Annotated in this window: 18 protein-coding genes; 10 read left to right on the forward strand and 8 right to left on the reverse strand. The window is 71.8% G+C overall.

Features of this window, described 5'->3' with window-relative positions:
• The first annotated feature begins 339 nt into the window (after positions 1-339).
• Complete coding sequence (locus IEY87_RS17315) at positions 340-960, forward strand: hypothetical protein (protein WP_189139690.1); 621 nt, start codon at positions 340-342, stop codon at positions 958-960.
• Between the two features lie 53 nt (positions 961-1,013).
• On the opposite strand, the gene IEY87_RS17320 is transcribed toward IEY87_RS17315, so the two are convergent.
• Positions 1,014-6,503 carry an ATP-binding protein gene (locus IEY87_RS17320; RefSeq protein WP_189139691.1) on the reverse strand — a complete coding sequence of 1,830 codons (5,490 nt, stop codon included), beginning with the start codon at positions 6,501-6,503 and terminating at the stop codon, positions 1,014-1,016.
• A 235-nt stretch (positions 6,504-6,738) separates the two neighbouring features.
• Here IEY87_RS17320 and IEY87_RS17325 point away from each other — a divergent pair, with 235 nt between their 5' ends.
• Positions 6,739-7,269 carry a hypothetical protein gene (locus tag IEY87_RS17325; protein WP_189139692.1) on the forward strand — a complete coding sequence of 177 codons (531 nt, stop codon included), beginning with the start codon at positions 6,739-6,741 and terminating at the stop codon, positions 7,267-7,269.
• An 88-nt stretch (positions 7,270-7,357) separates the two neighbouring features.
• Here the strand turns inward: IEY87_RS17325 and IEY87_RS17330 are convergent, their stop codons facing one another.
• Genes IEY87_RS17330 through IEY87_RS17350 form a run of 5 tightly spaced genes read right to left on the reverse strand, consistent with a single transcriptional unit; the run spans position 7,358 to position 13,662 of the window.
• Complete coding sequence (locus IEY87_RS17330; protein WP_189139693.1) at positions 7,358-7,960, reverse strand: isochorismatase family protein; 603 nt, start codon at positions 7,958-7,960, stop codon at positions 7,358-7,360.
• Positions 7,957-9,804, reverse strand: coding sequence for a hydantoinase B/oxoprolinase family protein (locus tag IEY87_RS17335; RefSeq protein ID WP_225277043.1), 1,848 nt, complete (start codon positions 9,802-9,804; stop codon positions 7,957-7,959). Before IEY87_RS17335 ends, IEY87_RS17330 begins: the two co-directional genes overlap by 4 nt.
• Positions 9,801-11,819, reverse strand: a complete 2,019-nt coding sequence (locus IEY87_RS17340; protein WP_189139694.1) for a hydantoinase/oxoprolinase family protein — start codon at positions 11,817-11,819, stop codon at positions 9,801-9,803. The genes IEY87_RS17335 and IEY87_RS17340 overlap by 4 nt, the downstream gene beginning before the upstream one ends.
• Before the next feature lie 17 nt (positions 11,820-11,836).
• The gene (locus tag IEY87_RS17345; RefSeq protein ID WP_189139885.1) at positions 11,837-13,033 is read right to left on the reverse strand and encodes a CaiB/BaiF CoA transferase family protein; all 1,197 of its coding nucleotides are present in this window, start codon (positions 13,031-13,033) and stop codon (positions 11,837-11,839) included.
• A complete protein-coding gene (locus IEY87_RS17350) occupies positions 13,033-13,662 on the reverse strand; it encodes a GntR family transcriptional regulator (RefSeq protein WP_189139695.1) in 630 nt (209 codons plus the stop codon). The genes IEY87_RS17345 and IEY87_RS17350 overlap by 1 nt, the downstream gene beginning before the upstream one ends.
• A gap of 72 nt (positions 13,663-13,734) precedes the next feature.
• Between IEY87_RS17350 and IEY87_RS17355 the strand changes: the two genes are divergently transcribed.
• Complete coding sequence (locus tag IEY87_RS17355) at positions 13,735-14,634, forward strand: hydroxymethylglutaryl-CoA lyase (RefSeq protein WP_189139696.1); 900 nt, start codon at positions 13,735-13,737, stop codon at positions 14,632-14,634.
• Positions 14,635-14,709: 75 nt separating this feature from the next.
• Here the strand turns inward: IEY87_RS17355 and IEY87_RS17360 are convergent, their stop codons facing one another.
• Positions 14,710-16,542: a glycoside hydrolase family 9 protein gene (locus IEY87_RS17360; RefSeq protein ID WP_189139697.1), complete on the reverse strand. Its 1,833-nt coding sequence runs from the start codon at positions 16,540-16,542 to the stop codon at positions 14,710-14,712.
• 365 nt (positions 16,543-16,907) lie between these two features.
• Between IEY87_RS17360 and kdpF the strand changes: the two genes are divergently transcribed.
• Genes kdpF through IEY87_RS17390 form a run of 6 tightly spaced genes read left to right on the forward strand, consistent with a single transcriptional unit; the run spans position 16,908 to position 24,870 of the window.
• Positions 16,908-16,997: a K(+)-transporting ATPase subunit F gene (gene kdpF / locus IEY87_RS17365; RefSeq protein WP_113705100.1), complete on the forward strand. Its 90-nt coding sequence runs from the start codon at positions 16,908-16,910 to the stop codon at positions 16,995-16,997.
• Positions 16,997-18,658 (forward strand): potassium-transporting ATPase subunit KdpA, encoded by a 1,662-nt coding sequence (gene kdpA, locus IEY87_RS17370; RefSeq protein ID WP_189139698.1) that lies wholly within the window; start codon positions 16,997-16,999, stop codon positions 18,656-18,658. Before kdpF ends, kdpA begins: the two co-directional genes overlap by 1 nt.
• Positions 18,659-18,660: 2 nt before the next feature.
• Positions 18,661-20,805 (forward strand): potassium-transporting ATPase subunit KdpB, encoded by a 2,145-nt coding sequence (kdpB, locus tag IEY87_RS17375; protein ID WP_189139699.1) that lies wholly within the window; start codon positions 18,661-18,663, stop codon positions 20,803-20,805.
• On the forward strand, positions 20,806-21,666 hold the full coding sequence (locus IEY87_RS17380) for a potassium-transporting ATPase subunit C (protein ID WP_189139700.1): 861 nt from the start codon (positions 20,806-20,808) through the stop codon (positions 21,664-21,666).
• Position 21,667: 1 nt separating this feature from the next.
• Positions 21,668-24,205 (forward strand): DUF4118 domain-containing protein, encoded by a 2,538-nt coding sequence (locus tag IEY87_RS17385; RefSeq protein WP_189139701.1) that lies wholly within the window; start codon positions 21,668-21,670, stop codon positions 24,203-24,205.
• Positions 24,202-24,870: a response regulator gene (locus IEY87_RS17390; RefSeq protein WP_189139702.1), complete on the forward strand. Its 669-nt coding sequence runs from the start codon at positions 24,202-24,204 to the stop codon at positions 24,868-24,870. The genes IEY87_RS17385 and IEY87_RS17390 overlap by 4 nt, the downstream gene beginning before the upstream one ends.
• Before the next feature lie 19 nt (positions 24,871-24,889).
• On the opposite strand, the gene IEY87_RS17395 is transcribed toward IEY87_RS17390, so the two are convergent.
• Positions 24,890-25,348, reverse strand: coding sequence for a MarR family winged helix-turn-helix transcriptional regulator (locus IEY87_RS17395; RefSeq protein ID WP_189139703.1), 459 nt, complete (start codon positions 25,346-25,348; stop codon positions 24,890-24,892).
• A 165-nt stretch (positions 25,349-25,513) separates the two neighbouring features.
• On the opposite strand from IEY87_RS17395, the gene IEY87_RS17400 reads away from it, so the two are divergent.
• On the forward strand, positions 25,514-26,356 hold the full coding sequence (locus IEY87_RS17400) for an alpha/beta fold hydrolase (protein WP_189139704.1): 843 nt from the start codon (positions 25,514-25,516) through the stop codon (positions 26,354-26,356).
• Positions 26,357-26,476 lie beyond the last annotated feature (120 nt).

Genomic DNA, 26,476 nt, shown 5'->3' on the forward strand with positions numbered 1-26,476 from the left:
GATGCGGGACATAGCCGCAGGCGGGCGCACCTAACCGATGTGCCGACCCGCTGGGCCGGGTATCCGCTCAGCGGCGGTGGCGACGGCGGCGCCGTGAGGGGTTGCTGTCGTCGTCGGGATAGAGATCGGGCGGCCCAGCCGACCGTCCTCTAAACGTCGCTAGGGTCAGATAGCGCAGGACTGACATGGTGATCCCTCCTCTTTCGTCTGCTCCTACCTCCCCCCGCGACTTTTCGCGGAACCCCCTCTTCAGGGTTTTCCGCCCGCACCTTGACCCCGATTTCACCGGCCCCGGAGCAGTGCAAGCCGGGCGCAAGGCGCCACACCTAGCATCGGAGCGTGCTCAAACGACTGGCTCGGGGCGGCACCGCCTTAACGGTGGCCGCGACACTGATGCTCACCCCCACCGCCGCCTTCGCTTCCCCGGTCTCCGCCGCTCCCGGCAAGGTGGCGAACCAGCTGTTCCGCGCCTGGCTGGCCGGCGACCGCACGGCCGCCGCGAAGGTGGCCACCCCCGCCGCCGTCGCCAAGATCTTCACCTACGTCTACCGCGCGCCCGACCGCTTCGCCGGCACCGTGTGCCGGTACGTCCACACCAGCGTGCGGGTGCCCGGCGGGCTCAACGGCATCGCGATGGTCGTGACCGGCTCGAAGGTCACCAAGGTCTACCTGTCGCGGCACGTCGTCAAGCCGTCCGCCGCGGCCGCGCACCTGTTCACCGCCTGGAAGCGGGCCGACAGGTACAGCGCCCTGGAGGTCGCGGGCACCGGCGCGGTCAAGACCCTGTTCAAGGTGAGGTACGACCCGCGCGGCGTCACCCACCACTGGCAGGGCTGCTCGAAGGAGCCGAAGGGCTACTCGTGCGCCTACTCCTACGACGGCGGCGCGATGTTCATGCACGTACGCGGCTCGAAGACCAGGGGCCACGAGGTTCGTTCGATCAGCTACATCGCTGACTGAGAACGCCGGACGCCCACACCGGTCAGGCGCGGGCGTCCGATCGCCGGAGCGGGTCAGGACCGCCGGGCGAGGCCCTTCTCGATCGCCTCGATGATCCGCGGCCGCAGCTCGGCGCCGCTGATGATCGCGTCCACCGAGCCGACGTCGACCGCTCGCTGGATGCTGTGCACCTGGTCGAACTCGGTGGCCACCTCGGTGAGCTTCTCCGCCCGTACGGACGACCGCAGCTCGGCGAGTTCGGCGGCCAGCGCGGCGCGCGTGGCGGCCGGCGCCTCCGCGGCGCGGGCGGCGAGCGCCCGCACGCGCGGGTCGTTGCCGGTCCGCTTGTCGACGTCACGCGCGAAGACCACCGCGGCGGCCGGAGCGCCGCCGAGCACCGAGGCGAACGAGCCCTCGACCGCGAGCACGGTCAGGTTCGGGTTGAGCGCCTTGGAGAACACCACGAAGGCGCCGCCGTGGTAGCGCGAGATCACGCAGAACACGATCGGGCCCTTGAAGTTCACCACCGCGCGGCCGATCTCCGCGCCGTACTCCAGCTGCAGCTTGCGCATCGACTCGGGCGACCCGTCGAAGCCCGACAGGTTGGCCAGCACGACCAGCGGGCGGTTGCCGCTGGCGGCGTTGATGGCCCGGGCGGCCTTCCTGGACGACTGCGGGAACAAGGTGCCCGCGGTGTAGGTGTCCGGGCCGTCGGTGGGCGGGAAGCCGCGCCGCGGCACCGACCGGGACTCGATGCCCAGCAGGCACACCGGCTGACCGCCGAGGTGGACGTCCTGGACCGCGGCGGTGTCCGCGTCCGCCATGCCCGCCCACCGCTCCAGCACCGGGTGGTCCTGATCGGACAGCGCGCGCATGACCGTACGGATGTCGAACGGCTTCTTGCGGTCCGGGTTGGACTCGACGGAGAAGATCTCGCCCACTGTGGTGAAGTCGCTGTCCGGCGCGGCGTGCGGGAACGTCGACACGTCGCGGTCCACCGGGTCGCTGGTGACCGTCTTGCGCGGCCCGCTCTCGCCCGGCGCGACGTAGCTGTGCTCGTAGTGCGACATCAGGACGTCCATCGCGCCCCGGATGTCCGGCGCCCAGTATTGGGCCTGGCCGTTCGGGCCCATGATCCGGTCGTAGCCGCCGATGCCGTGGTTGTCCTCGGCGGACACGCCGCCGGAGAAGTCGAGCGACTGCTTGCCGGTCAGCACCATCGCCGAGTCCGGCGTCATCACCAGGATGCCCTTGGTGTGCATGAGCATCGTGGCCTCGGCGTTCCAGTAGGGCTGGGCGCCGACGTTGATGCCCGCGACCACGACGTTGATCTCGCCGCCGTCCTGGGTGAAGGTCACGATCCGCTTCAGCGCGGCGGCCACCCAGTCCATGTTCTCGGTGCCGGACGACATCGAGATCCGGGCGCCCGCGGACAGCGCGAACCACTCCAGCGGCACCCGCATCCGCTCGGCCAGGTCGAGCGCGGCGATCACCCGCGCGCACTCGGGCTCGGACACCGCGCCGAGCGCCTTTGTCGGGTCGCCCAGCAGCACGACGCGGGTCATGCCCTCCGGGTGGCGCGGCGTGGGCGTGCTCACCACCCCCGCGACGAGCGCGGCGGTGTTGCGCCCCTTGGGGCGGTTCACCGGCACCAGCTTCGCCTGCTCGTCCAGGTCGTACTCGGTGAACGAGCCGAACGGCCCGGCGAGCATGCCGGTCAGCTCGTACGGGTAGTGGGTGCCCCGGCTGTGCGCGCGCAGCACTTCCTGGCGGTAGTCGTCCAGCGGCTCGATGGGCTCGGTCGGCGGCGGCACGACGGACAGCTGCACGCCGGAGCCGACGTCGTAGCCGATCCGGACGGCGATGTCGACGAGCTCGCCGGTGGCGCTGTCGCGGCGCCGGCCGAGGAACAGCACCTCCTCCAGGCCCGCGCCCGCCGTGGCCGGCAGCACGCGCTTGGCCACCGCGTTCAGGTCCTCCGGCGAGAAGTCGGTCGGCGGCCACACGTAGATGACGATCCGGTTCGTGGCGGACGTCTTCGCGCCGGGCTTCCTGGCCCGGCGGATGGCGTCCAGGCAGGTGGTCAGGGTGTCCTCGGCGGCGGGCAGCGCGACCAGCCTGCCGTCGTCGTCGCGCAGCGGGGTCAGGTCGCGGACCTGCCCCAGGGCGACGAGCCGCTCGTCGGACGGGTTCTGCCGGGCCACCGCCCGGAAGAGGTAGACCTCCTCGTCGGGCGAGGGCAGCCGGGTGAGGTCGAAGGCGCGCAGCCGCTCCAGCTGCATCCGCTCGGCGATGCGCGGGTGCAGCCCGCGCAGCAGCCGCTCCTCCGCGAAGCCGTCCGGGGCCGGCCGGAAGGTGAAGTGGTGGTGCATCACGGCGCCGCTGTTGCCCGCGACGGTCGTGGTGATGCGGCTGACCCGGTTCGACGGCTGCTGGGCCACCAGCACCTCGCGCAGGCGGGTGGCCATCTCGTCGGGGTCGCTCGGCCCGTCCGGCCAGGACAGGTAGACGTCGGCCACCAGCTCGCCGTCCCGGGCGAACTCGTCGACCGCCTTGACCGCGTCGGGCAGCGCCTGGAAGTCGACCGCGGTGGTCACGATCCGGCCGTCACCGGTCGCGGTGCGGTGGTCGGCGACGACGAACGTGCAGCCGACCATCCTGCTCGCCCGGATGTCGCGCAGCGCGCGGTTGCCGTAGTAGCGGCGGCTCAGCACCTCCAGCAGCGGCAGCGGGTCCACGCCTTCGCGGCCGATCCGCTGGCCGACCAGCCGGACGAGCGGCTCGGGGCTGGCGACCATCGCGGAGATCCGCTCGGCCCGGTCGGGCGCGTCGGGGTGCTGGTCGAGGTGGCGCAGGTGCTTGCGTACGGCCGTGTAGACCTTGGCGCGGGTGCGGCGCAGCACCGGCTGGGCGAACCAGGCGAACACCACGCCGCGCGCCAGGTCCGCGACGGCCGGGAACCGGACCTGGGTGGCGGCGACCAGGTGCTCCAGCGCCAGGCCGACGGTGACGCGCTCCGCCTCGGTGGGCGGGCCCTCCGCCACCCACTGGCGCAGCAGGGTCGTCACCACGGCGACGTCGGCGGACGCGCGCCGCTGGGCCAGGAAGATCCGGAAGACCGCGTCCTCCAGCTCCGGCGTGCGGTCCAGGCCGTCGACGCCGTAATGGGACAGCACCTGCGTGAGCCGCTGCTGGAAGGTCTTCGACAGCCCGGCCCGGTCCGGGTCGAGGAACTGCAGGTAGGTGTGGAAGTACTCGCGAGGGCTGTGCACCGCGGAGTCGGACTTGGAGTCCTCGCCCGCGGGGCGGTTGCGGCTCAGCTCGCCCAGGTCGGCGAACAGGCGCAGCAGCTCGACCTCGCCGGCCAGCTCGTGCCCGCCCCGCGCGACGAGCTCGGCGCGCGCGGCCAGGTAGGTGGTGAGCAGGCGCCGCTCGTCCTGCGCGTCGATGTCGAAGCCCAGCAGGAGGCTGCGCAGGTCCTGCAGGCCACGCGCGGCCCGCTCGGCCGCGGGCACGTTCGCCGGCTCGGCCGGCAGGTCCAGCTCGACCTCCTTGGTCGCGGCCGCGGGACCGGCCGCCTCGTCGTCGTCGCCCAGCGGCTCCAGGCGCAGCAGGCGGGCACCCGCCTCCACCTGGCTGCCGACCGACACGGCGAGCTCCCGCACCCGGCCGCGGAACGGCGCGCGCAGCACCGTCTCCATCTTCATGCTCTCGACCACGAGCAGCGGCGCCCCGGCCTCGACCTCGTCGCCCGCCTGCAGCGGGGTGGCCACCACGAGCGCGGGCACGGGCGAGCGGACGATGCCGCCCTCGTCGCGGCTGATCCGGTGCGTGACGCCGTCGACCTCGACCAGGTGGATCGGGCCGTGCGTGCTCGTGACGACCTTGAAGCGGACGCCGTTCACGATGATCTGGCCGGTGTGCTCGTCGAAGCGCTCGATGTCGACGTCGACCACGTGCTCGGGACCGCCCGCCGACAGGCCGACGCGGAACCGGTGGCCGCCGGTGCGGGCGACCTGGACGCGGTAGCCGACGTCGCGGAGCTTCAGCTCCAGCGCGCGGCCGCTCTCGTGCTGCGACTGCGGCCGGCCGCCGTGCGCGGTGGCCAGGAAACGCTGCCGCGTCACGGCCTCCTCGTCCTCGTACGCCTCGACGGCGGCGGCGATCAGCGCGATCGCGGAGTGCTGGTGCGACACCAGGGCGCCCTGGGCGCGGACGCGGTCGATCCAGCCGGTGTCGGCGGACCCGTCGATCACCGCGGGCTCGTCCAGCAGCATGCGGACGAAGCCCTTGTTCGTCACGCCGCCCTCGATGATGACGGTCGTCTGCGTCATCGCCCGGCGCAGGCGGGCCAGCGCCTCCGTGCGGTCCCGGCCGTGCGCGATGATCTTCGCGATCATCGAGTCGAAGTCGGCGGGGATCGTGTCCCCCTCGCTGAACCCGGTGTCCACCCGGATGCCGGGGCCGCTGGGCAGCGCCAGGCGGGCGATCCGGCCGGGGGAGGGGGCGAAGTCGCGGTCGGGGTCCTCGCCGTTGAGCCGCGCCTCGACGGCGTGCCCCCACTCCTCGGGCGCCTCGCCTTCGAGCTTGCCGCCCGCCGCGACGTGCAACTGGGCCTTCACCAGGTCGACTCCGGTGGTGATCTCGGTGATCGGGTGCTCGACCTGCAGGCGCGTGTTCACCTCCAGGAACGCGAACAGCCGCTCACCGGGGTGGTAGAGGAACTCGACGGTGCCCGCGCCCTGGTAGTCCACCGCCAGCACGAGCCGCTCGGCCGCCGCCTTGAGCTCGGCGACCTGATCGGCGGCGAGAACGGGGGAGGCGGACTCCTCGATGATCTTCTGGTTGCGCCGCTGCACGGAGCAGTCGCGCACGCCCAGCGCCCACGCGGTGCCCTGCCCGTCCGCGATCACCTGCACCTCGACGTGCCGGGCGCCCGTCACCAGGCGCTCCAGGAACACCACGCCGCTGCCGAACGCGCGCGCGGCCTCCTGCCGCGTCAGCTCGTACGCCTGGGTCAGCTCGGCGGCGTCGGCGACCATCCGGATGCCGCGGCCACCGCCGCCCGCCGTCGCCTTCAGCATCAACGGGTAGCCGATCCGGTCCGCCGCCACCTTGGCCGCCGCCAGCGTGTCCACCGGGCCGCGGCTCCACGGCGCGACGGGCACGCCGACCTCTTCGGCGATCAGCTTCGAGCCGATCTTGTCGCCCAGCTTGCGCATCGCCTCGGCGCTCGGGCCGACGAACGTCACGCCGATCTCGGCGCACAACTCGGCGAACGCCGGATCCTCCGCCACGAACCCCCAGCCGACCCAGGCCGCGTCCGCGCCGGTCTCCACCAGGGCTCGCCTGAGCACGTGGTGGTCCAGGTAGGGCCGCTTCGCGGCGGGCCCCAGGTCGTAGGCGATGTCCGCCTCGCGCACGAAGGTGGCCGTACGGTCGGAGTCCGTATAGAGGGCGACGGTCTCGATCCGTGTCCCCGTCTCCGCGGCTAGATCCCGAACGGCATGGATGAGCCGCATGGCGGCTTCACCACGGTTGACGATGGCGACACGACTGAACACTGAGCGGGCCCTTCGAACTCGGAGAACATGACCGTCCGAATCCATCCTCTCGGGTGCCCGTGGTGACCGGAATGGCGGGGGCTAAGCGTGTTTCGCCGCTGAAGTTGGGGGGATCGCACAAACGCCCCCGGCCGATCGGCGTGCCGGGGTGGCACGCGGGACGCTCAGGACGGGCGTGTTCGGAGCCGGGGTCGCGCGTGACCTGAACGACGTCTGCGCGCGCCACACTGGGAGGGTGTCGTTACGTCTCTCGCTCGCGCTGCTGGCGCTGGTCGTGCTGTCCGCCTGCGGTTCCGGCTCAGCGCTGAGCCAGGCCGTGATCGACCAGGCCACCCGGCAGGGCGTGGCGCCCGACCTGATGTACGTCGTGGATCTGCCCGGGTACGAGCTGGCCGAGCAGTCGGTGGGTGCGGTCAACGAGGAAGGGTTCGGCGCCTTCTACACCGCGTCCGACGGCAGGCAGGTGGAGATGCGGGTCGATCGGGGGCCGTACACCTGTGCCGGCACGTGCGAGCGGGACGGCGACGGCTGGTACACCGAGCACGAAGGGCGGCAGGAGTACGTCGCGGTGCGCGCCGACCACTACGTGCGGCTGATCTGTCCGGACGGGCAGGTGGACCGGGCCGTGCTGAAGCAGGCGGCGGAGGGTGCCCGGCCGGTCGTCGGCGACGGAACGCCCGCTCCCGCGCCGAGCCGGGTCGAGCGCGGCGACCTGCCCGAGAACGGCGACGGCGCCCCGATCCAGCCCACCGGCCCCGGCAGCTGAGACCACGGGCACAGCCGGGCTCCCGGCGAGCTGACGCACGGCGCGTGGGTCTCACGGCGCGTGGTCTCACGGTGCGGTGGCGCCACCGTCAGAGTCTGGCGATCACGTCGGCCTCCTCCCAGACCTCGCCGTACTTCGCCTGGATGTCGAAGAGGCCGGCTTCGTGGGGGCCCGGTGCGCGGTCTCCCACGGCCTGGCGCACCACGATCGGCACGAACCCGTGCTGGATGGCGTCCACGGCGGTCGCCCGCACGCATCCGCTGGTGGACACCCCGGCGATCACCAGGGTGTCCACCCGCGACGCGGTCAGCGCCGAGGCGAGCGGGCTGCCGAAGAACGCGCTCGCGTACTGCTTGACGATCACCAGCTCGGCCGGCTCCGGTGCGACCTCGGGCATGAGCGCGCCGAGCGGGTGGTCGCCGACCAGGCGCCGCAGCGGCGCGACCTTGCGGAAGAACAGGCCGCCGTCGATCCCGCCGGGGCCGTACGCCACCCGGGTGTGCACGACCGGCACGCCGGCCGTGCGGGCGGCGGCCAGCACCCGGGCCGCCGCGTCGAGGCAGTCGCGCGAGCCGAGGTACAGCTCGGCGCCCGGCTCGAAGTAGGCGCGCATCAGGTCGATGAGGATCAGCGCCGGGCGCTCGCCGAACTCCAGCGAACGCCCGAACACCTCCTCATGGGGCCTGATCACACCCGGACCGGCGGCGGCGTGGGCGCCGGCAGGCCGGTCTCCTCCTCGCAGCGGGCGAGGATCTCCGCCAGCGGCGGGCCCATGTCGAACACCGGCAGTTCGCCTCTGCCCGTACGCAGCCGCTCGCGCAGCCCGGCCGTGGCCTCGTCGTCGATCGTGCCGTCGGCGGCGCACACCACGCCGAAGCGGCGTGCTCCGCCGGGGGTCACCAGCCCGCGCCTGACCTCCAGGCCGACCAGACCGGGATCGCGGGCCAGCGGGTCGCCCCACCCGCCGCCGCCCCAGGTGACGAAGTGCAGCACGTCGTCCGGCCGTACCTCGACGTCGTGGACCTTGCTCGGCAGGATCTCGACCTCACCCGAGGCCCGCTCGATCCACTTGCGCCCGCGCGCTCCTGGCTCGCCGCCGTTGACGCCCCACGGGTAGGTGAGCCAGCGGTCGTCGTGGATGGCGATCGTGCCCGGCTTGAGGAAGCGGTAGGCGACGTCCACGCCGTTGCCGCCGCGATGCAGACCCGCGCCGCCGGTGTCGGCGACGGTCTCCCAGCGCTCGATCCGCAGCGGATAGTACGACTCCAGGAACTCGCACGGGATGTTGGTGAACGACGGCCACAGCGAGTGCCCGTCGGGCCCGTCGCCGATCGGCCTGCCGGGGATGCCGCCGAAGCCGATGGAGTAGAGCTGGAACCCGTCGCCCGCGTACATGAAGTGGGGTGAGGAGGAGAAGCCGGCGGCGTTGAGCAGCTCGGGCGTCTTCTGCCCCAGCAGCCCGCCGAACAGGTCGAACAGCCGGCCGATGCCGTGGTTGCGGCCGTTGAGCGCGGCCGGGAAGGCCGGCTTCCAGAAGCTGCCGTCGGGGATGCGCACGTCCACCAGCGGGTAGAAGCCGTCGTTCCAGAGGATCTGCGGGTCGGCCACGGTGATCAGGTAGATGCCGAAGAACATCCGGGCGAGGTTCTCGTTGATGTAGTAGTTGATCGGCCCCTCGGCCTGCGGGGCGCTGCCGGTGAAGTCGAGCAGCACCTTGTCACCGGTGCGGGTGAGCGACAGCACCAGCTTGAACGGGCCGTGGCCGCGGCCGTCGTCGCAGATGTAGTCGGTGAAGGTGAGCGTCTCGCCGTCCTCGAAGAGGGTGGCGAGCAGCACCTTCATGGCGTCGTAGTTGCGCCGCAGCAGCGCCTCCAGCGCGGAGGTGTAGGTCTCGGCGCCGAACCGGGCGCACAGTTCCTGGATGCGCCGCGAGGCGGTGCGGCACGCCGCCACGATGCCGTTGAGGTCGGCGCGGTTCCAGTCGGGCTGGCGCACCTGGTTGAGGATGACGCGCAGCGCGTCCTCGTTCAGCACGCCCTTGGCGTAGAGCTTGAAGGGCGGGATGACGACGCCCTCCTCGTAGATGGTGCGCGCGTCGGTCGGCATCGAGCAGGCGGTCTTGCCGCCCACGTCGGACATGTGGCCGAACATCGACGACCAGCCGACGACCCTGCCGTCGACGAAGATGGGCATCACGACCAGCCAGTCGTTGGCGTGGCTGATGGCGCCGTCGCAGGAGTAGGGGTCGGAGGTGAGCAGGACGTCGCCCTCCTCGATGGTCCCGTCGAACCGGTCGAGCAGCGCCGGGATGGACAGCCCGAACTGGCCCACGACCATCCGCCCCGACGGGTCGCCGATCAGCGGGAACTCGTCGTGCTGCTCGCGGATGCCGGGGGACAGCGCCGTGCGGAAGAGCACCTCGTCCATCTCGTGGCGGGCGTTGCGCAGCGCGTTCTCGACGATGTCGAGAGTGATGGGGTCGACGGGCACGCGGGCGAGCGGTGCCGTCGCGGTCTCGATGATCTGGGCCATCATGCCTCCAGGGGGCGAATCAGCAGGCAGCCGCTCTCGTGCACGCGGGCGGCGTGCCCGGGCAGGATCAGCGTGGTGGAGTCCATCTCGACGACGATCGCGGGGCCGGTGACCACTGATCCCGCGCGCAGCGCCGTCCGGTCGTACTCGGCGGCGCTCGTCCAGCCTCCGTCGATCCAGACGTCGTGGCTGCCGACCGGCTCGGGGTCGGCGGTGGCCTGCTCCAGCTGGATCGGCTGGACGTTCGGGCGCGGGCCGCTGACCATCGCCCGGGCGCTGACGAGCTCGTGCTCGTTGCCGAGCAGGAAGGAGAAGAGCCGTTCGTGCTCGGCGTCGAACCGCTCGCCGAGCGCCTCCAGGCCGGTGTCGAGGTCGACGGTGATCGGGATCTCGAAGCCCTGGCCGTGGTAGCGGACGTCCACCTGGTAGACGATCTCGGCCACGTCGGATTCGAGGTCGCGGGTGGCGGCCTCGGCCAGCTCGGTGAGAAGTTCCTTGAGCTCGGTGTCGGTCAGCTGGGAGAAGCGGCGGATGTAGGTGCGGGCGGCCTCGTCCCGCAGGCTGGTGGTGGCGTCGCCGTACGCGCAGAGCACGCCGGGGGAGGGCGGGATGATGACCGGCCAGGAGCCCGTCAGCTTGCCGAGGGCGTTGGCGTGCAGCGGGCCGGCGCCGCCGAAGGCGACGAGCGCGAAGTCACGCGGGTCGTAGCCCTGCTGGATGGAGACGAGCCGGAGCGCGCCGAACATGTTCTCGTTGACGATGTCCACGATGCCCTGGGCCGCGGCCTCCACCGACGGCAGGCCCATGGCCTCGGCCAGTTTGCCCACCGCCTGGCGGGCCCGGTCCCGGTCGAGCTCGATCTCGCCGCCGGCCAGCCGGGTCGGCAGGTAGCCGAGCACCACGTTGGCGTCGGTCACGGTCGGCTCCTCGCCACCGCGGCCGTAGGCGGCGGGGCCCGGTACGGCGCCGGCCGACTGCGGCCCGACCCGCAGGGCGCGGGTCAGCGCGGGCACGTGCGCGATGGACCCGCCTCCGGCGCCGACCGTCCGTACGTCCACCGAGGCGGAGCGGACGACCAGGTCGCGGACCCGCGTCTCGCGGCCGATCCTGGGCCGCAGGTTCTCCACGAGCGCCACGTCGGTGGAGGTGCCGCCCATGTCGAAGGTCAGGAAGTCGTGGAACCCGGCCTGTTCGGCGAACCAGGTGGCGCCGGTCACGCCGCCGGCCGGGCCGGACAGCAGCAGGTTGACCGGCCCGGCCGCGGCACCCGCGACCGACGACAGGCCGCCGTCGCTGCGCAGGATGGAGAGCCGGCCGTCCACGCCGCTGCCGGCGGTCTTCGCCGCCAGGTTGGCGACGTAGCCGGCGACCTGGGGCTGGACGTAGGCGTTGGCCACGGTCGTGATGGTCCGCTCGTACTCCCGCATCTCGGGCAGCACCGCCGAGGAGATCGAGACCGGCACGCCGGGCAGCTCCTCGGCGGCGAGCGCGGCCACCCTCCGCTCGTGCGTGTCGTCGGCGTAGGAGTGGATGAGGCAGACCGCGAGTGCCTCGACGCCACGCAGGCGGCGGAGCTTGAGCCGGAGGTCGTCCTCGTCGAGCGGGGTGACGATCGAGCCGTCGGCGGCGATCCGCTCGATCGCCTCGACCGTGTCCTCCAGGGCGGCGAGTGGTTCGGGCTTGGGCCAGATGATCCAGCCGGCCAGGCCGCCCGGCACGTAGGAGCGGGCGATCTGGAGCACCTGCCGGAATCCCACGGTGGTGACCAGGCCGACCCTGGCGCCCTTGCCCTCCAGGATGGCGTTGGTCGCGACGGTGGTGCCGTGCAGGATCTCGCCGATCTCGGCGGGCTCGACGCCCGCCTCGGCGCATGCCTTCTCGAGACCGGCGAGGACGCCGATCGACTGATCTTGGGGGGTTGATGCGGTCTTGGCGCGGTAGCTGCGCCCGGAGTGCTCGTCGATGAGCAGGATGTCGGTGAAGGTTCCTCCGACGTCCACGCCGAGGCGGTAACGCATGGCGACGCTCCTTGTCGCTAGATGATTCCGTCGGCCGTGAGCCGATCCAGCTCCTCGGGGGTGAGGCCGAGTAGTTCGTGGTAGATCTCCTGGTTGTGCGCGCCCAGGGCCGGTCCCGCGGCCCGGACCGCGCCGGGGGAGGCCGACAGTTTCGGCGCGACGTTCTGCATGGCCAGCTCGCCGAAGTCGGGGTGCTGGACCCGGACGATGGCCTCGCGGGCGGCGAAGTGCGGGTCGTCGAACATGTCCGCCGCGCGGTAGATCCGCCCGGCCGGCACGCCGCCCGCGTGCAGCAGGTCGAGCAGCTCCTGGGCGGGCAGCCGCGCCGTCCATCTGCCGATCAGGTCGTCGAGCTCGCTCATGTTCGCGCCGCGGGCGCCGTGGGTGGCGTAGCGCTCGTCCGCGGCCAGCTCCGGCCGGCCCATGGCGGCCGCCAGGCGGCTGAACACGCTGTCCTGGTTGGCGGCGATGAGGATGCTGTCGCCGTCCTTGGTGGGATAGACGTTGCTGGGCGCGACGTTCGGCAGCACGGGCCCGGTGCGTTCGCGCTGGTAGCCGGCCTGCTGCCACTCCGGCACCAGCGACTCCATCATGGCCAGCACCGACTCGTAGATCGCCGAGTCGACCACCTGGCCCTGGCCGCTGTTCTCGCGCTCGTGCAGGGCGACGAGGGTGCCGATGCAGGCGTAGGTGGCGGCCAGCGAGTCGCCCAGGGAGACGCCGGCGCGCGAGGGCGGCAGGCCGGGGTCGCCGGTCACGTAGCGGATGCCGCCCATCGCCTCGCCGATCGATCCGTAGCCGGCGCGCGGCGCGTACGGGCCGGTCTGGCCGAAGCCGGTCACCCGGGTGATCACCAGCCGGGGATTGATCTCGTGCAGTCGCTCCGGTGACATGCCCCAGCGTTCGAGGGTGCCGGGCCGGAAGTTCTCCAGCAGCACGTCGGCCCGCTCGACCAGCCGGCGCACGAGGTCCTGGCCCGCGCCGGTGCGCAGGTCGCAGGTCACGGACTTCTTGTTGCGGGCCACGACCGGCCACCACAGGGACTTGCCGTGCGGCTTCTCCCGGCCCCACTGGCGCATGGGGTCGCCCTTGCCCGGGTCCTCGACCTTGATCACCTCGGCGCCGAAGTCGCCGAGCAGCTGGCCGCAGAACGGTCCGGCGAGCAACTGCCCCAGTTCCACGACCCGGATGTCACCGAGCGGGAGTCCCCTCATCACTTCTTCTCCTGGTTGCGTGGGCCCAGCAAGGACGCGCGGGCCGAGAACAGGTGGGCCGTCATGACCGCCTCGGCCCAGTCGGGATCGCCGGCGCGGATGGCCGCCGTGATCTCGAGGTGGTGGTTGACGCTGCGCGCCATGGCCTCCTCGTCGAAGGAGCTATATGTGCGCAGCAGGACGGGGGAGTGGATCAGCATGCTGATCGACTGGACCAGCAGGGTGCTGCCGCCGAGCCGGACCAGGCTCTGGTGGAACTCGGAGTTGAGCCGGTAGACGGCGTCGAGGTCGCCGCGCGCGGCGTGCTCGCGCAGCTCGACCGCCACCGCGTGCAGGCGGTCGACGTCGTCCTGCGCGGCGGTCGTGGCCGCCTGGCGGGCGGCCAGTCCTTCGACCCGGGCGCGCAGCTCGAAGATCGTCTCCAGGTCGACGCGGGGGTACTCGACCACCCGGGCGCCCTTGTTCGTGGTGACCTCGACGAGCCCTTCCGCCTCCAGGCGGCGCAGCGCCTCCCGGACGGGGGTGCGGCTGACGTTCAGCGTCTCGGCCAGCTCGACCTCTCCCAGGCGGTCACCCGGAGCGTAGTGCCCGCCCAGGATGAGGCTTCTGAGGTCATCAATGGCCGCCATGTATACAACTCCTCGCTCAAGTGGCAGCATCTTGTCGCACAGGACGCCATAAGACAAGAGATTGCATACAACGTGGAGATACAAGTCATCGAGGTCGGTCCCCGCGACGGCCTGCAGAACGAGCCCGAGCAGGTGCCGACCGAGGCCAAGGTCGCCTACCTGGAGGCACTCGTCGCCGCGGGCGTGCGCCGCATCGAGGCGGTCAGCTTCGTCCATCCCGGGCGGGTCCCGCAGATGGCCGACGCCGAGCAGGTCATGGCCCGCGCCCCGCGCGTGCCCGGCCTGCGCTACGCCGGGCTGGTGCTGAACGAACGCGGCCTGGACCGGGCGCTGGAGACCGGCGTCGACGAGGTCAACGTCGTCGTCGTGGCGACCGAGACCTTCTCCCGGCGCAACCAGGGCATGTCGGTGGACCGGGTCGTCGACGGCTTCGGCGGCATCGCCGAGCGGGCCCGCGCCGCCGGGCTCGGCGTGACGCTGACCGTGGGGGCGTCGTTCGGCTGCCCGTTCGAGGGCGAGGTGGACCCTGGCCACGTCGCCGAGCTGGTGGCGCGCTGCCCGGGGGCGCAGGAGGTGGCGCTGGCCGACACGATCGGCGTGGGCACCCCGGCCGACGTGCGCCGGCTGGTCACCGCCGTGCGTGCGGTGACCGCCGCGCCGCTGCGCTTCCACTTCCACAACACCCGCAGCACCGGGTACGCCAACGCCGTGGCCGCTCTGGAGGCCGGGGCGGCCGCCCTGGACGCCAGCGCCGGAGGCATCGGCGGCTGCCCCTTCGCCCCCGAGGCGACGGGCAACATCGCCACCGAGGACCTCGTCTACCTGCTGGACCGGATGGGCGTCGGCACCGGCATCACCCTGTCCGCCGTGGCCGAGGCGGGGCTCTATATCGGGAGGTACCTGGGCAAACCGGTCCCTGCCCAGCTCGGTCGCGTGACCCCCTGGCCGCCGCCCGGTCCTGGACCGACCTGACCTCTGACGATGCGGCCCGCCGGGCAGGTGGCGCTGCGGACCTTCTCAGCCTTGGCCTTCGACCGGCGCGGGGGTTCAGCTCGATGTCAGGGTGAGGGCGTACAGGGCGATCGCCGCGAAGTCGTCGGCCGGTTCGGAAGCCTGCCAGGAGCGCACGTCGTCGGCGAAGCGGCTGCCGTGTCCGGTGAAGCGCTCGTAGCGGTCCACGCCGCCCGCCGGGCAGGCGGGCATCTCCTCGACGTGCTCGCCCAGGCCGTCCTTGAAGAGTTTCGCGTCGTTGGGCCCGTTGACGACGGCGCCCGTGGCGGGCTTGCCGGTGATGCTGGCGATCTGGTGGTGCGGGCAGGCGATCGAGCGCCGGCCCACCCCGGCGATGAAGGACACGCCCCACGGGTTCGCGCCCAGCGCCCAGTTGCGCTGCTGGGTGCCGAAGGCGTCGTAGGCGCCGTCGCCGGTCACCGACCGGTACAGGCGCGCGGTGGCGGCCAGGCCGAACGCGTGCGGTACGGCGTCGAACTCGTCATAGCGCGCCCCGGCGCGGAACGGGTCCGCGGCGGCGCGGCGAGCCCCGAGGTCGAGCTGGGCCTTGAGCCCGGCGATCAGCTCGGCCTCGGAGACGGCGAGCCGGGCGGTCCCGGCGGTCCCGGTGGTCCCGGCCGCGCGCATGGCCTTGACGAGGTCGGCGTGGGCCAGCGCGCTCACGTCGTACAGGTTGAGCGTGTCGCCCGGCTCCTCGTCCAGGTAGCCGCGCGCCCAGCGGGCCGCCTCCGCCAGCCAGCGCCCGGCCCGCGGGTCGCGCAGGCGCTGCGCGGCCAGGGCCAGCTCGGCGCCGCCTAGTTGCATGTCGTCCCGCCAGACGCTCTCGGGGTAGAAGGCGTGCGGCAGGGAGGTCACCAGCCGGTCCACGCCGGTGGTCCTGGCCATCGCGTACAGGGAGGCGGCCTGGTCGAGCAGCCGGGTGGCGCGCTCGACAGACGGTTCGAGCTGGGCGGCCAGGGCGAAGGCGGCGGCCGTGCGGCCGGCCAGGTTCGGGCTGACCTGCTTGCCGGGGGCGGCGGCACGGAAGACCGGGCGGTGGCGGATGAACCGGTGCGTCTTGGCCCGGTCGTTGTCGTCGGCCTCGGGCAGGCGCCAGATGTCGTGGTCGCCGACGAAGGTGCCCTTGGCGTCGCCGGCGCCGATGCCGACCTGGATGTAGAGGGTCTTCGACTCCTCATCCCACATCTTGTCCAGATATTTCAGTCCATGGTCGGCTTCCTTCCGCAGGGCGGAGCCGGTGACCTTCCCGTCCCGCTGCGCGGCCCACAGCAGCGTGTCCACGTACGCCTGGATGTGGGTGAACTTGAGGTAGTCGCCCGCGTCGAACCAGCCGCCCTCGACGTCGACCGGCCCGCCGATCTTCGTCAGCCTGCCCTTGATCTCGTCGGTCTCCGGGCCGGTGAACGTGGGCCAGTCGTAGACGGAGGCGGCCCGGTCGTTGCGGTGGCTCGGCTCGCGCGGCGCGTCGGCGCCGTCGCGCTGCAGGCCGAGGAAGCCCAGCACCTTGGCCGCCGGATTCTGGGCCGGCGCGATCCCGAACTCGGCCGACGTCGCTCCGCCGGCCTTGACCCGGTAGCGGCCGGGGGTGCGCAGCCGGGTCAGGTCGAGGTCGTAGACGTGCGGGTAGCGGCCGTTCCACGCGCCCCGGTCGCGGCCCGCCCGCCCGGTGAGCACCACCCGGCCGCGCCGGTCGACCACGGTGAAGCGCCCGGCCCCGCCGCGCGTCATCAGATAGGCGTGCTTGCTCTCGCCCGGCCAGTAACCGACCTGGTCCACCCGCACGAGCCCGGGCGCGGCGGCCAGGGCGGGGCCGGCGTTCGCGGACGCCAGCAGCGCCAGCGCGAGCGCGGCGGGGATCAGTTTTCCCATCTGCTCCTCCTGAGGTGGTCACGACGCGAACGGCCACGGCACCGGCTCGGCTCCGGCCGGGCTCACCGTACCGTCGATCTTGTCGCCGGTCATACCGGTCCACGGACCGGCGTGTAGACCCGCGCGGCCGTTTTCCGGCGAAGCGTAGGGATGCCGTCAATATTCAGGCGATAGCCGTATGGAACCCGTCAAGAACCGTCAAACCACTCAAATTCCGGGATTTGCTGAGCTCACAGGCGCCCGGGGAGGGTGACTCGAACCCCGGCAAAGGAGTTGAGGAGTGGGATGGCAGACGTCATCTTCGTCGCACTGACGATCACGGTCTTCGTGATCCTGGAGTTGGGCGTGAAGGCGGTGGAGCGACTGTGAGCGCCGTCAACGCCGCCGGTTTGGTCGTGGTCGCCGGCCTGGTGGTCTTCATGGTCGCGGCGCTGCTGTTCCCGGAGCGGTTCTGATGACCCCGGCGCTGGCGGGGATCGTGTTCATCGGCTCCCTGCTGTCGGCCCTGGCCCTGTGCTACCGGCCGCTGGGCGACTACATGTACCGCGTCTACACCGGCACCAGGCACTCCCGCGTCGAGCGGGTCATCTTCCGGCTGCTCGGCGTACGACCGGACACCGAGCAGCGCTGGAGCGTCTACGCGCGCGGCGTGCTGGCCTTCTCGGTGCTGTCGATCCTGTTCCTGTACGGCCTGCAGCGGCTGCAGAGCCACCTGTTCCTGTCCCTGGACATGCGGCCCGTCGAGCCCCCGCTGGCCTGGAACACCGCCGTCAGCTTCGTCACCAACACCAACTGGCAGGCGTACGCGGGCGAGGCGACCATGGGCCACGTGGTGCAGACCGCGGGCCTGGCCGTGCAGAACTTCGTCTCCGCCGCGGTCGGCATGGCGGTGGCCATGGCCCTGGTGCGCGGGTTCGCCCGCACGAAGAGCGACACGCTCGGCAACTTCTGGGTCGATCTGGTCCGCGGCACGCTGCGCATCCTGCTGCCGATCGCGTTCGTCGCGGCTGTGCTGCTGGTGGCGGGCGGCGCCATCCAGACGTTCGCCGGACACGGCACCTGGACGACGCTGACCGGCGGCGAGCAGACGTTCACGCCGGGCGCGGTGGCCAGTCAGGAGGCCATCAAGGACCTGGGCACCAACGGCGGCGGCTTCTTCAACGTCAACTCCGCCCACCCGTTCGAGAACCCCACCGCGTGGACCAACTGGCTGACCATCCTCCTGATGACGGTGATCGCCTCCTGCCTGCCGCGCACGTTCGGCCGCATGGTGGGCGACGACCGCCAGGGCTACGCCATCGTGAGCGTGATGGCGATCATCGCGATCCTCAGCATCGGCGTGACCGGCTGGGCCGAGTTGAGCGCGGGCGGCACCGTACCGCAGGCCGTCGGAGCGGCGATGGAGGGCCGAGAGGCCCGCTTCGGCACCTCGAACTCCGCCCTGTTCGCCTCCGCCACCACCCTGACCTCCACGGGCGCGGTCGACTCCGCCCATGACTCCTACACGGCCATCGGCGGCGGCATGCTGATCTTCAACATGCTGCTCGGCGAGGTGGCGCCCGGCGGCGTCGGCGCGGGCCTGTACGGCATCCTGATCCTGGCCGTGATCACGGTGTTCGTGGCGGGCCTGATGGTCGGCCGCACGCCCGACTACCTGGGCAAGAGGATCGGCGCCCGCGAGATCAAGCTCGCCTCGCTGTACTTCCTGGTCACGCCGGCGCTGGTGCTGGTGGGCACGGCGGTGGCGATGGCCACCGAGGCGGGCCGCGCGGCGATGCTCAACGGCGGCCCGCACGGACTGTCGGAGATCCTGTACGCCTACACCAGCGCGTCCAACAACAACGGCTCCGCCTTCGCCGGCGTCAGCGTGAACACCGCCTTCTACAACACCACGCTCGGCCTGTGCATGGCCTTCGGCCGGTTCGTGCCGATCGTGCTCGTCCTGGCGCTGGCCGGGGCGCTGGCCAAGCAGGCGCCCGTGCCGGTGGGCGCGGGCACGCTGCCCACCCACCGGCCGCAGTTCGTCGGCATGGTCGTCGGCGTGACGATCATCCTGGTCGCCCTCACCTTCCTCCCGGCGCTGGCGCTCGGACCGCTTGCGGAAGGACTTTCCTAGACATGTCAACGCACGTGCTCGAGACGCCGAGCCAGGCACCGGCCCCGAAGAACGGCAAGGTCGGCGGCGGCCTGCTCGACCCCAAGCAGCTGATCCGGTCACTACCGGACGCGCTGCGGAAGCTCAACCCGGCGACCATGTGGCGCAACCCGGTCATGTTCATCGTCGAGATCGGCGCGGTGTTCACCACCGTGCTGGCGATCGGCGACCCCTCGTGGTTCGCCTGGGCCACCGTCGTGTGGCTGTGGCTGACCGTCGTCTTCGCCAACCTGGCCGAGGCCGTCGCCGAAGGCCGGGGCAAGGCCCAGGCCGCCGCACTGCGCGCGGCCAAGCACGACACCACCGCGCGCCGCCTCAGGAGCCGGACCTCCGCCGAGGCGGACGTGGTCGGCGCGTCCGAGCTCAGGCAGGGCGACTTCGTCGTCGTCGAGGCGGGGGAGACCATCCCCGGCGACGGCGACGTGGTGGAGGGCATCGCCTCAGTGGACGAGTCGGTGATCACCGGTGAGTCCGCGCCGGTGATCCGCGAGTCCGGCGGCGACCGCTCGGCGGTGACCGGCGGCACGAAGGTGCTGTCCGACCGGATCGTCGTCCAGATCACCCAGAAGCCCGGCGAGAGCTTCGTCGACCGGATGATCGCCCTGGTGGAGGGCGCGGACCGGCAGAAGACGCCGAACGAGATCGCGCTCAACATCCTGCTGGCCGCGCTGACGATCATCTTCCTGGTCGCCACCGCCACCATGCAGCCGCTGGCCATCTACACCAAGTCCATCAATCCCGGCGTGGCCGACTCGGTCGCGCTCACCTCCGACGGCGTCACCGGACTCGTCCTGGTCTCGCTGATCGTCTGCCTGATCCCGACCACGATCGGCGCGCTGCTGTCGGCCATCGGCATCGCCGGCATGGACCGTCTCGTCCAGCGCAACGTCCTGGCCTTGTCCGGCCGCGCGGTCGAGGCGGCCGGGGACGTGTCCACGCTGCTGCTGGACAAGACCGGCACCATCACGCTGGGCAACCGGCAGGCGGCGGCGTTCGTGCCCGTGGCCGGCGTCACCGAGCGGGAGCTCGCCGAGGCCGCCCAGCTGGCCAGCCTGGCCGACGAGACGCCCGAGGGCCGCTCGATCGTGGTGTTCGCCAAGCGGCATTACGGCCTGCGCGAGCGGCGGCCGGGCGAGCTGACGCACGCGGAATGGGTGCCGTTCACCGCCCAGACCCGCATGTCCGGGGTGAACCTGATGCCGGAGAACGCGCCGGATGGCGCCGGTCGTGAGGTGCGTAAGGGTGCGGCGACGGCGGTGCTGAAATGGGTACGTGACCACGGCGGCCATCCGGGCAGTGGCGTCGGTCAGCTCGTGGACGGCATCTCCGGCTCCGGCGGCACCCCCCTGGTCGTCGCCGAGAAGGGCAGAGTGCTCGGCGTCATCCACCTCAAGGACGTCGTCAAGCAGGGCATCCGCGAGCGCTTCGCCGCGATGCGCCGGATGGGCATCCGTACCGTCATGATCACTGGCGACAACCCGCTGACCGCCAGGGCCATCGCCGACGAGGCCGGGGTGGACGACTTTCTGGCCGAGGCCACCCCCGAGGACAAGCTCTCGCTGATCAAGAAGGAGCAGGCGGGCGGCCGGCTGGTCGCGATGACCGGCGACGGCACCAACGACGCCCCCGCCCTGGCCCAGGCGGACGTCGGGGTGGCCATGAACACCGGCACCAGCGCCGCCAAGGAGGCCGGGAACATGGTCGACCTGGACTCCGACCCGACCAAGCTGATCGAGATCGTCGAGATCGGCAAGCAGCTGCTCATCACCCGGGGCGCGCTGACGACGTTCTCCATCGCGAACGACATCGCCAAGTATTTCGCGATCATCCCGGCCATGTTCGCGGCCGTCTACCCGGGCCTGGACACGCTGAACATCATGCGTCTGACCAGCCCCCAGTCGGCGATCCTGGCGGCGGTCATCTTCAACGCCCTGGTCATCGTCGCGCTGATCCCGCTGGCCCTGCGCGGCGTGCGCTACCGGCCGTCCAACGCGGCCAAGCTGCTGTCGCGCAACCTGTACGTCTACGGCCTGGGCGGGATCATCGCCCCGTTCCTCGGCATCAAAATCATCGATCTCATCATCCAGTTCCTTCCGGGGATGTCGTAAATGGACCGCATGCCAAGCTGGATCCGCCTGCATGTCGCCGCGCTGCGCGCGCTGCTCGTGCTCACGGTGGTCATCGGCGTCATCTACCCACTGATCATCACCGGTGTCGCCCAGGCGCTGTTCAACGGCAACGCCAACGGCTCGATCATCCACCAGGATGGCAGGGCGGTGGGCAGCGCGCTCATCGGCCAGTCCTTCACCGACGCCGGCGGCGCCCCCGTACGCGGGTACTTCCAGTCGCGTCCGTCGGCCGCCGGCGACGGCTACGACCCCACCTCGACCAGCGCGAGCAACCTCGGCCCTGAGGACGTCGTGGACGTCCTGCCGGTGCCGGGAGCCAAGGACGAGGAGGGCAACCCGGATGAGGGCCGGCAGTCGCTGCTCACCCAGGTCTGCGCCCGGTCCACGGCGGTCGGCGAGCTGGAGGGCGTCAGCGGCGCCCGGCCGTACTGCACCCCGGACGGGGTCGGCGCGGTGCTCAAGGTGTTCCCCGACCGCGCGGTCAGCGTCAACCAGGCCTGCCCCGCCACCCCCTTCATCGCCGCCTACCAGGGCAGGACGGTGGAGTGCGCCCAGCCGGGCGAGGACTACGCGGCGGGCCAGACCGTGCCCGTGCGCGGGGACGTGACCGCCGTTCAGGTGCCCGCCGACGCCGTCACGGCGAGCGGCTCCGGCCTGGACCCGCACATCTCCGTCGCCTACGCCGAGCTGCAGGCGCCGCGCGTGGCCGGGGAACGCGGCCTCGACCGGGCCAGGGTCGAGCGGCTGATCCAGGAGCACACCACCGGCCGGGCGCTCGGCTTCATGGGCGAGCCGGCGGTGCGCGTACTCGAACTCAATCTGGCCCTGGACAAGGCGTGACATGAGAGGGCGGCTACGGGTCTACCTGGGCGCGGCCCCCGGGGTCGGCAAGACCTACGCCATGCTCGGCGAGGGCCGCCGCGGCCGGGAACGCGGCCGGGACGTGGTCGTGGGCTTCGTCGAGACCCACGGCCGCGCCCGCACCGCGGAGTTGCTCGACGGCCTTGAGATCATCCCTCGCAAGACGCTGGTCTATCGGGGGGCGACGTTCACCGAGCTGGACGTCGACGCGGTCATCGAACGCGCGCCCAAGGTCGCGCTGATCGACGAGCTGGCCCACACCAACGTGCCCGGCTCGCGCAACGTCAAGCGCTGGCAGGACATCGACGAGATCCTCGACGCCGGCATCGACGTCGTCTCCACCGTGAACATCCAGCACCTGGAGTCGCTCAACGACGTCGTCCAGCGGATCACCGGCATCCCGCAGCGGGAGACGGTCCCCGACGAGGTGGTGCGGCGGGCCGACCAGATCGAGCTCGTCGACATGTCGCCCGACGCGCTGCGGCGGCGGATGGCGCACGGCAACGTCTACGCGCCCGAGAAGGTCAGCGCGGCGATGGCCAACTACTTCCGCGTCGGCAATCTGACCGCGCTGCGCGAGCTGGCGCTGCTGTGGGTGGCGGGGAAGGTGGACGAGCAACTCGACCGCTACCGCGCCGACCACGGCATCGAAGGCACCTGGGAGGCGCGCGAACGCATCGTGGTCGCCCTGACCGGCGGCCCCGAGGGCGACACGCTGGTACGCCGGGCCGCCCGCATCGCCGCCCGTACCAAGGGAGCCGTCCTGCTGGCGGTGCACGTGACCAGCGCCGACGGGCTGGCCGGAGCCGATCCGGCGAGCCTGGCCCGCCAGCGCGCCCTGACCGAGAGCCTGGGCGGCACCTACCACCAGGTGGTCGGCGACGACATCCCGCGCGCCCTGCTCGACTTCGCCCAGGGCGTCAACGCCACCCAGCTGGTGCTGGGCGCCTCCCGCAGGGGCCGCTTCGCCCAGCTGCTATCGCGGGGCGTGGGCGTGGAGACCACCGCGCGCTCCGGTTCCATCGACGTCCACCTGGTCACCCACGAGGCGGCCAAGAAGGGCCGCCGCCGCCTCGAACGCTCCCGGGCGGCGCTGACCAGGAAACGCCGGCTGTTCGGGTGGGCGGTGGCGGCGGCGGGCCTCCCGCTGCTGACCGCAGCGCTGATCCCGTTCCGGGACATGATCGCGCTGCCCAGCGAGATCCTGCTGTTCCTGAGCCTGGTGATCGCCGTCGCCCTCGTCGGCGGGACCTGGCCCGCGTTGGTCACGGCCGTCGGCGGGGTCCTGCTGCTCAACTGGTTCTTCACGCCGCCCCTGCACACCTGGACGATCCACGAACCGGAGAGTTTCTTCGCCCTGGTGGTGTTCGTCCTGGTCGCGGCCGCCGTCAGTGCGATCGTCGACCTGGCCGCCCGCCGTACCAGGGAGGCGGCCCGCGCCCGCGCCGACGCTCAGGTGCTCTCCACGCTGGCCGGGCACGTCCTGCGCGGCGACGCCGCGCTGTCCTCGCTCCTCGGCCGCCTGCGCGAGACCTTCGCCCTGGACTCGGTCACGCTGCTCGAACGCCTCGCCGAGCCCACCCCGGACGACCAGGCCGAGCCCGCCGCCTGGCGGATCGTCGCCACCTCCGGCACGGCACCGTGCACCAGCCCCGCCGCGGCCGACACCGACGTCACGATCGACGACAAGCTGGTGCTCGTCGCGCGCGGCCGGCTGCTGGACGCCAGCGACCGGCGCGTGCTGGAGGCGTTCGCGGCCGAAGCGGCCGTCGCACTGCGCCAGGAGCGCCTCCAGCAGGAGGCCGAGCGGGCCAGGCCGCTGGCCGAGGCCGACCGGATGCGCACCGCGCTGCTCGCCGCCGTCAGCCACGACCTGCGCAGCCCCCTGTCGGCCGCCAAGGCCGCCGTGGAGAGCCTGCGCAGCCACGAGATCGACTGGACCCCGCGGGACCGCGACGAACTCCTGGCCACCGCCGACGAGTCGCTCGCCCGCCTGGACCGGCTGGTGGAGAACCTGCTCGACATGAGCCGCCTGCAGGCCGGCGTGCTCGGTCTGTCCTCGCAGCCCATCGCCCTGGACGAGGTCGTCCCCCATGCCATCGACGACCTCGGGCCGCTGCGCGACCGTGTCGAGGGCGACATCTCCCTCGACCTGCCCGAGGTCCTGGCCGACCCCGCCCTGCTGGAGCGGGTGCTGGTCAACCTGATGAGCAACGCCGTGCGCTACGGCCCGCCCGAGCAGAAGGTCCTCATCACCGCGAGCTGGCATGACGACCACGTCGAGATCCGCGTCATCGACCGTGGGCCCGGCATTTCGCGCGAGGCCCACGACCGGGTCTTCCTGCCGTTCCAGCGGCTCGGTGACCGCGACAACGGCGCCGGCGTCGGGCTCGGGCTCGCGCTGTCGCGAGGGCTGACCGAGGCCATGGGCGGCACGCTCGTCCCCGAAGAGACGCCAGGAGGAGGCCTCACCATGATCGTCAGTCTGCCCATCCACTTCCGGCCGGTGACGCCATGACCAAGATCCTCGTCGTCGACGACGAACCGCAGCTCCTGCGCGCGCTCCGCATCAACCTGGCGGTCCGCCACTACGAGGTCGCCGTCGCGCCCGACGGCGCGTCCGCGCTGCGCGATGCCGCCCGATGGCATCCCGACCTGGTCGTCCTCGACCTCGGCCTGCCCGACCTCGACGGCGTCGACGTCATCCAGGGGTTGCGCGGCTGGACCCGGATCCCGATCGTCGTCCTGTCCGGCCGGGCCGGGAACCAGGACAAGGTCGACGCCCTGGACGCGGGCGCCGACGACTACGTGACCAAGCCGTTCAGCATCGAGGAACTCCTGGCCCGCATCCGCGCCGTCTCCCGGCGCACCGCCGTCCACGAGGCCGAGCCGGCGCGGGTACGGATCGGCGACCATACCGTGGACCTGACCGGCAAGATCGTCTCGGGGGGCGTGCGGCTCACTCCCACCGAATGGCGCATGCTGGAAGTTCTGCTCCGCAACCCGGGCAAGCTCATCCCGCGCAGTCACCTGCTCGCCGAGGTGTGGGGGAGCACGCACGTCAAGGAGACCCACTACCTGCGCCAGTACATGGCTCAGCTGCGCGGGAAACTCGAACGGGACCCGGCGCGCCCGGCCCACCTCATCACCGAACCGGGCATGGGCTACCGCTTCGCCCCCTGACGCTCCCGCGGGCCGTGCGTCAGGTCTTCGCCGCGTGGGCGGTGGCGGAGGCGGTGATGGTGCGCAGGATCTCCCGTAGTTTGATCACCGTGGGGCCGTCGATCCCCATCGCCGCGCCGATGACGTCCGGGATGTGGCGGGTCCGCTCGCGCAGGTCCCGGCCCTCGTCGGTGAGGGCCACGGTGACCGAGCGTTCGTCGTCGGTGCGGCGGCGCCGGACCAGCAGGCCGCGCGTCTCCAGCCGTTTGAGCAGCGGGGAGACGGTGTTGTAGTCGAGCTGCAACTCCCGCAGGATCTCGCGGACCGTGCTCTCCTCATGCTGCCACAGCACGACCATCACCAGGTATTGCGGATAGGTCAGGCCGAGCGGTTCGAGCAGGGGCCGGTAGACGGCGGTGACGCTGCGCGAGGCGGCGTACAGGTCGAAGCAGGGCATCGGCGACAGCGGCCCGATGTCGTCCTCGGTGTCAGGTCTCATGACGTGAGCTTAGCTCCGACCAGGCCTGCCCGACTAAATCGCAGGCGATTCCACCGTGCACGCCCTAAAGTGACGCAGAACACATCGCATACGACTACCTCGCACACGATTGAATCGGCTAGGGTTCATCTTGTCCGAAGCGCAAGCCCCCGAAAGGACAGGACCATGGCTCACATCACCGTCGGTACCGAGAACACCACGCCGATCGAGCTCTACTACGAGGACCACGGCGCCGGCCGGCCGATCGTGCTCATCCACGGCTACCCCCTCGACGGCCACTCCTGGGAGAAGCAGGTGGCGGCACTCCTCGACGCCGGATACCGGGTGATCACCTACGACCGGCGCGGCTTCGGCCGGTCGAGCCAGCCGACGAAGGGCTACGACTACGACACCTTCGCCGCCGACCTCGACATCCTGCTCCGCACCCTCGACCTGCGCGACGTCGTGCTCGCCGGGTTCTCCATGGGCAGCGGGGAAGTCGCCCGATACATCGGCACGTACGGCACCGAGAGGGTCGGCAAGGTCGCCTTCCTGGGGGCGCTGCAGCCCTTCCTGCGCAAGACCGGCGACAATCCCACCGGCGTGGACCAGTCCGTCTTCGACGGCATCCTCGCCGCCGTCACCGCCGACCGCTACGCCTACTTCGACGCCTTCTACGCGGACTTCTACAACACCGACGAGACCCTGGGCACCCGGCTCAGCGAGGCGGCCCTGCGGCAGAGCTGGAACGTCGCGGCCGGCGCGTCGGCGTACGCCTCGGTCGCGGCGGTGCCGACCTGGACCACCGACTTCCGGGCCGACGTGGCCGCGCTCGCCGGGTCCGGCCTGCCCGCCCTGATCGTGCACGGGACCGCCGACCGCATCCTGCCCATCGACGCCACCGCCCGCCCCTTCCACGCCCTGCTGCCCGCGGCCACGTACGTGGAGATCGACGGCGCACCCCACGGCCTGCTGTGGACGCACGCCGCCGAGGTGAACGAGGCGCTGCTGACCTTCCTGAAGAACTGAGCGACCGGCGGGCCCGGGGCGGCGGGTTCGCTCGCCCGGCCCTCCGGGATATTCCGGGCGGGATCACACCTCGACGTGATTCCGGTTGAACAGGCCCTTCATATCAAAGGCGATTTTTCT

Origin of the sequence: Nonomuraea glycinis (genome assembly GCF_014646515.1) — a bacterium.
Taxonomy (GTDB): domain Bacteria; phylum Actinomycetota; class Actinomycetes; order Streptosporangiales; family Streptosporangiaceae; genus Nonomuraea; species Nonomuraea glycinis.

What these genes read in the sequence shown, in the direction of transcription:
- IEY87_RS17335 (WP_225277043.1), bottom strand. Translation starts at nt 9,804, where the DNA reads ATGATGGCCCAGATCATCGAGACCGCGACGGCACCGCTCGCCCGCGTG.
- IEY87_RS17340 (WP_189139694.1), bottom strand. Translation starts at nt 11,819, where the DNA reads ATGCGTTACCGCCTCGGCGTGGACGTCGGAGGAACCTTCACCGACATC.
- IEY87_RS17345 (WP_189139885.1), bottom strand. Translation starts at nt 13,033, where the DNA reads ATGAGGGGACTCCCGCTCGGTGACATCCGGGTCGTGGAACTGGGGCAG.
- IEY87_RS17350 (WP_189139695.1), bottom strand. Translation starts at nt 13,662, where the DNA reads ATGGCGGCCATTGATGACCTCAGAAGCCTCATCCTGGGCGGGCACTAC.
- IEY87_RS17360 (WP_189139697.1), bottom strand. Translation starts at nt 16,542, where the DNA reads ATGGGAAAACTGATCCCCGCCGCGCTCGCGCTGGCGCTGCTGGCGTCC.
- kdpA (WP_189139698.1), top strand. Translation starts at nt 16,997, where the DNA reads ATGACCCCGGCGCTGGCGGGGATCGTGTTCATCGGCTCCCTGCTGTCG.
- kdpB (WP_189139699.1), top strand. Translation starts at nt 18,661, where the DNA reads ATGTCAACGCACGTGCTCGAGACGCCGAGCCAGGCACCGGCCCCGAAG.
- IEY87_RS17380 (WP_189139700.1), top strand. Translation starts at nt 20,806, where the DNA reads ATGGACCGCATGCCAAGCTGGATCCGCCTGCATGTCGCCGCGCTGCGC.
- IEY87_RS17385 (WP_189139701.1), top strand. Translation starts at nt 21,668, where the DNA reads ATGAGAGGGCGGCTACGGGTCTACCTGGGCGCGGCCCCCGGGGTCGGC.
- IEY87_RS17390 (WP_189139702.1), top strand. Translation starts at nt 24,202, where the DNA reads ATGACCAAGATCCTCGTCGTCGACGACGAACCGCAGCTCCTGCGCGCG.
- IEY87_RS17395 (WP_189139703.1), bottom strand. Translation starts at nt 25,348, where the DNA reads ATGAGACCTGACACCGAGGACGACATCGGGCCGCTGTCGCCGATGCCC.
- IEY87_RS17400 (WP_189139704.1), top strand. Translation starts at nt 25,514, where the DNA reads ATGGCTCACATCACCGTCGGTACCGAGAACACCACGCCGATCGAGCTC.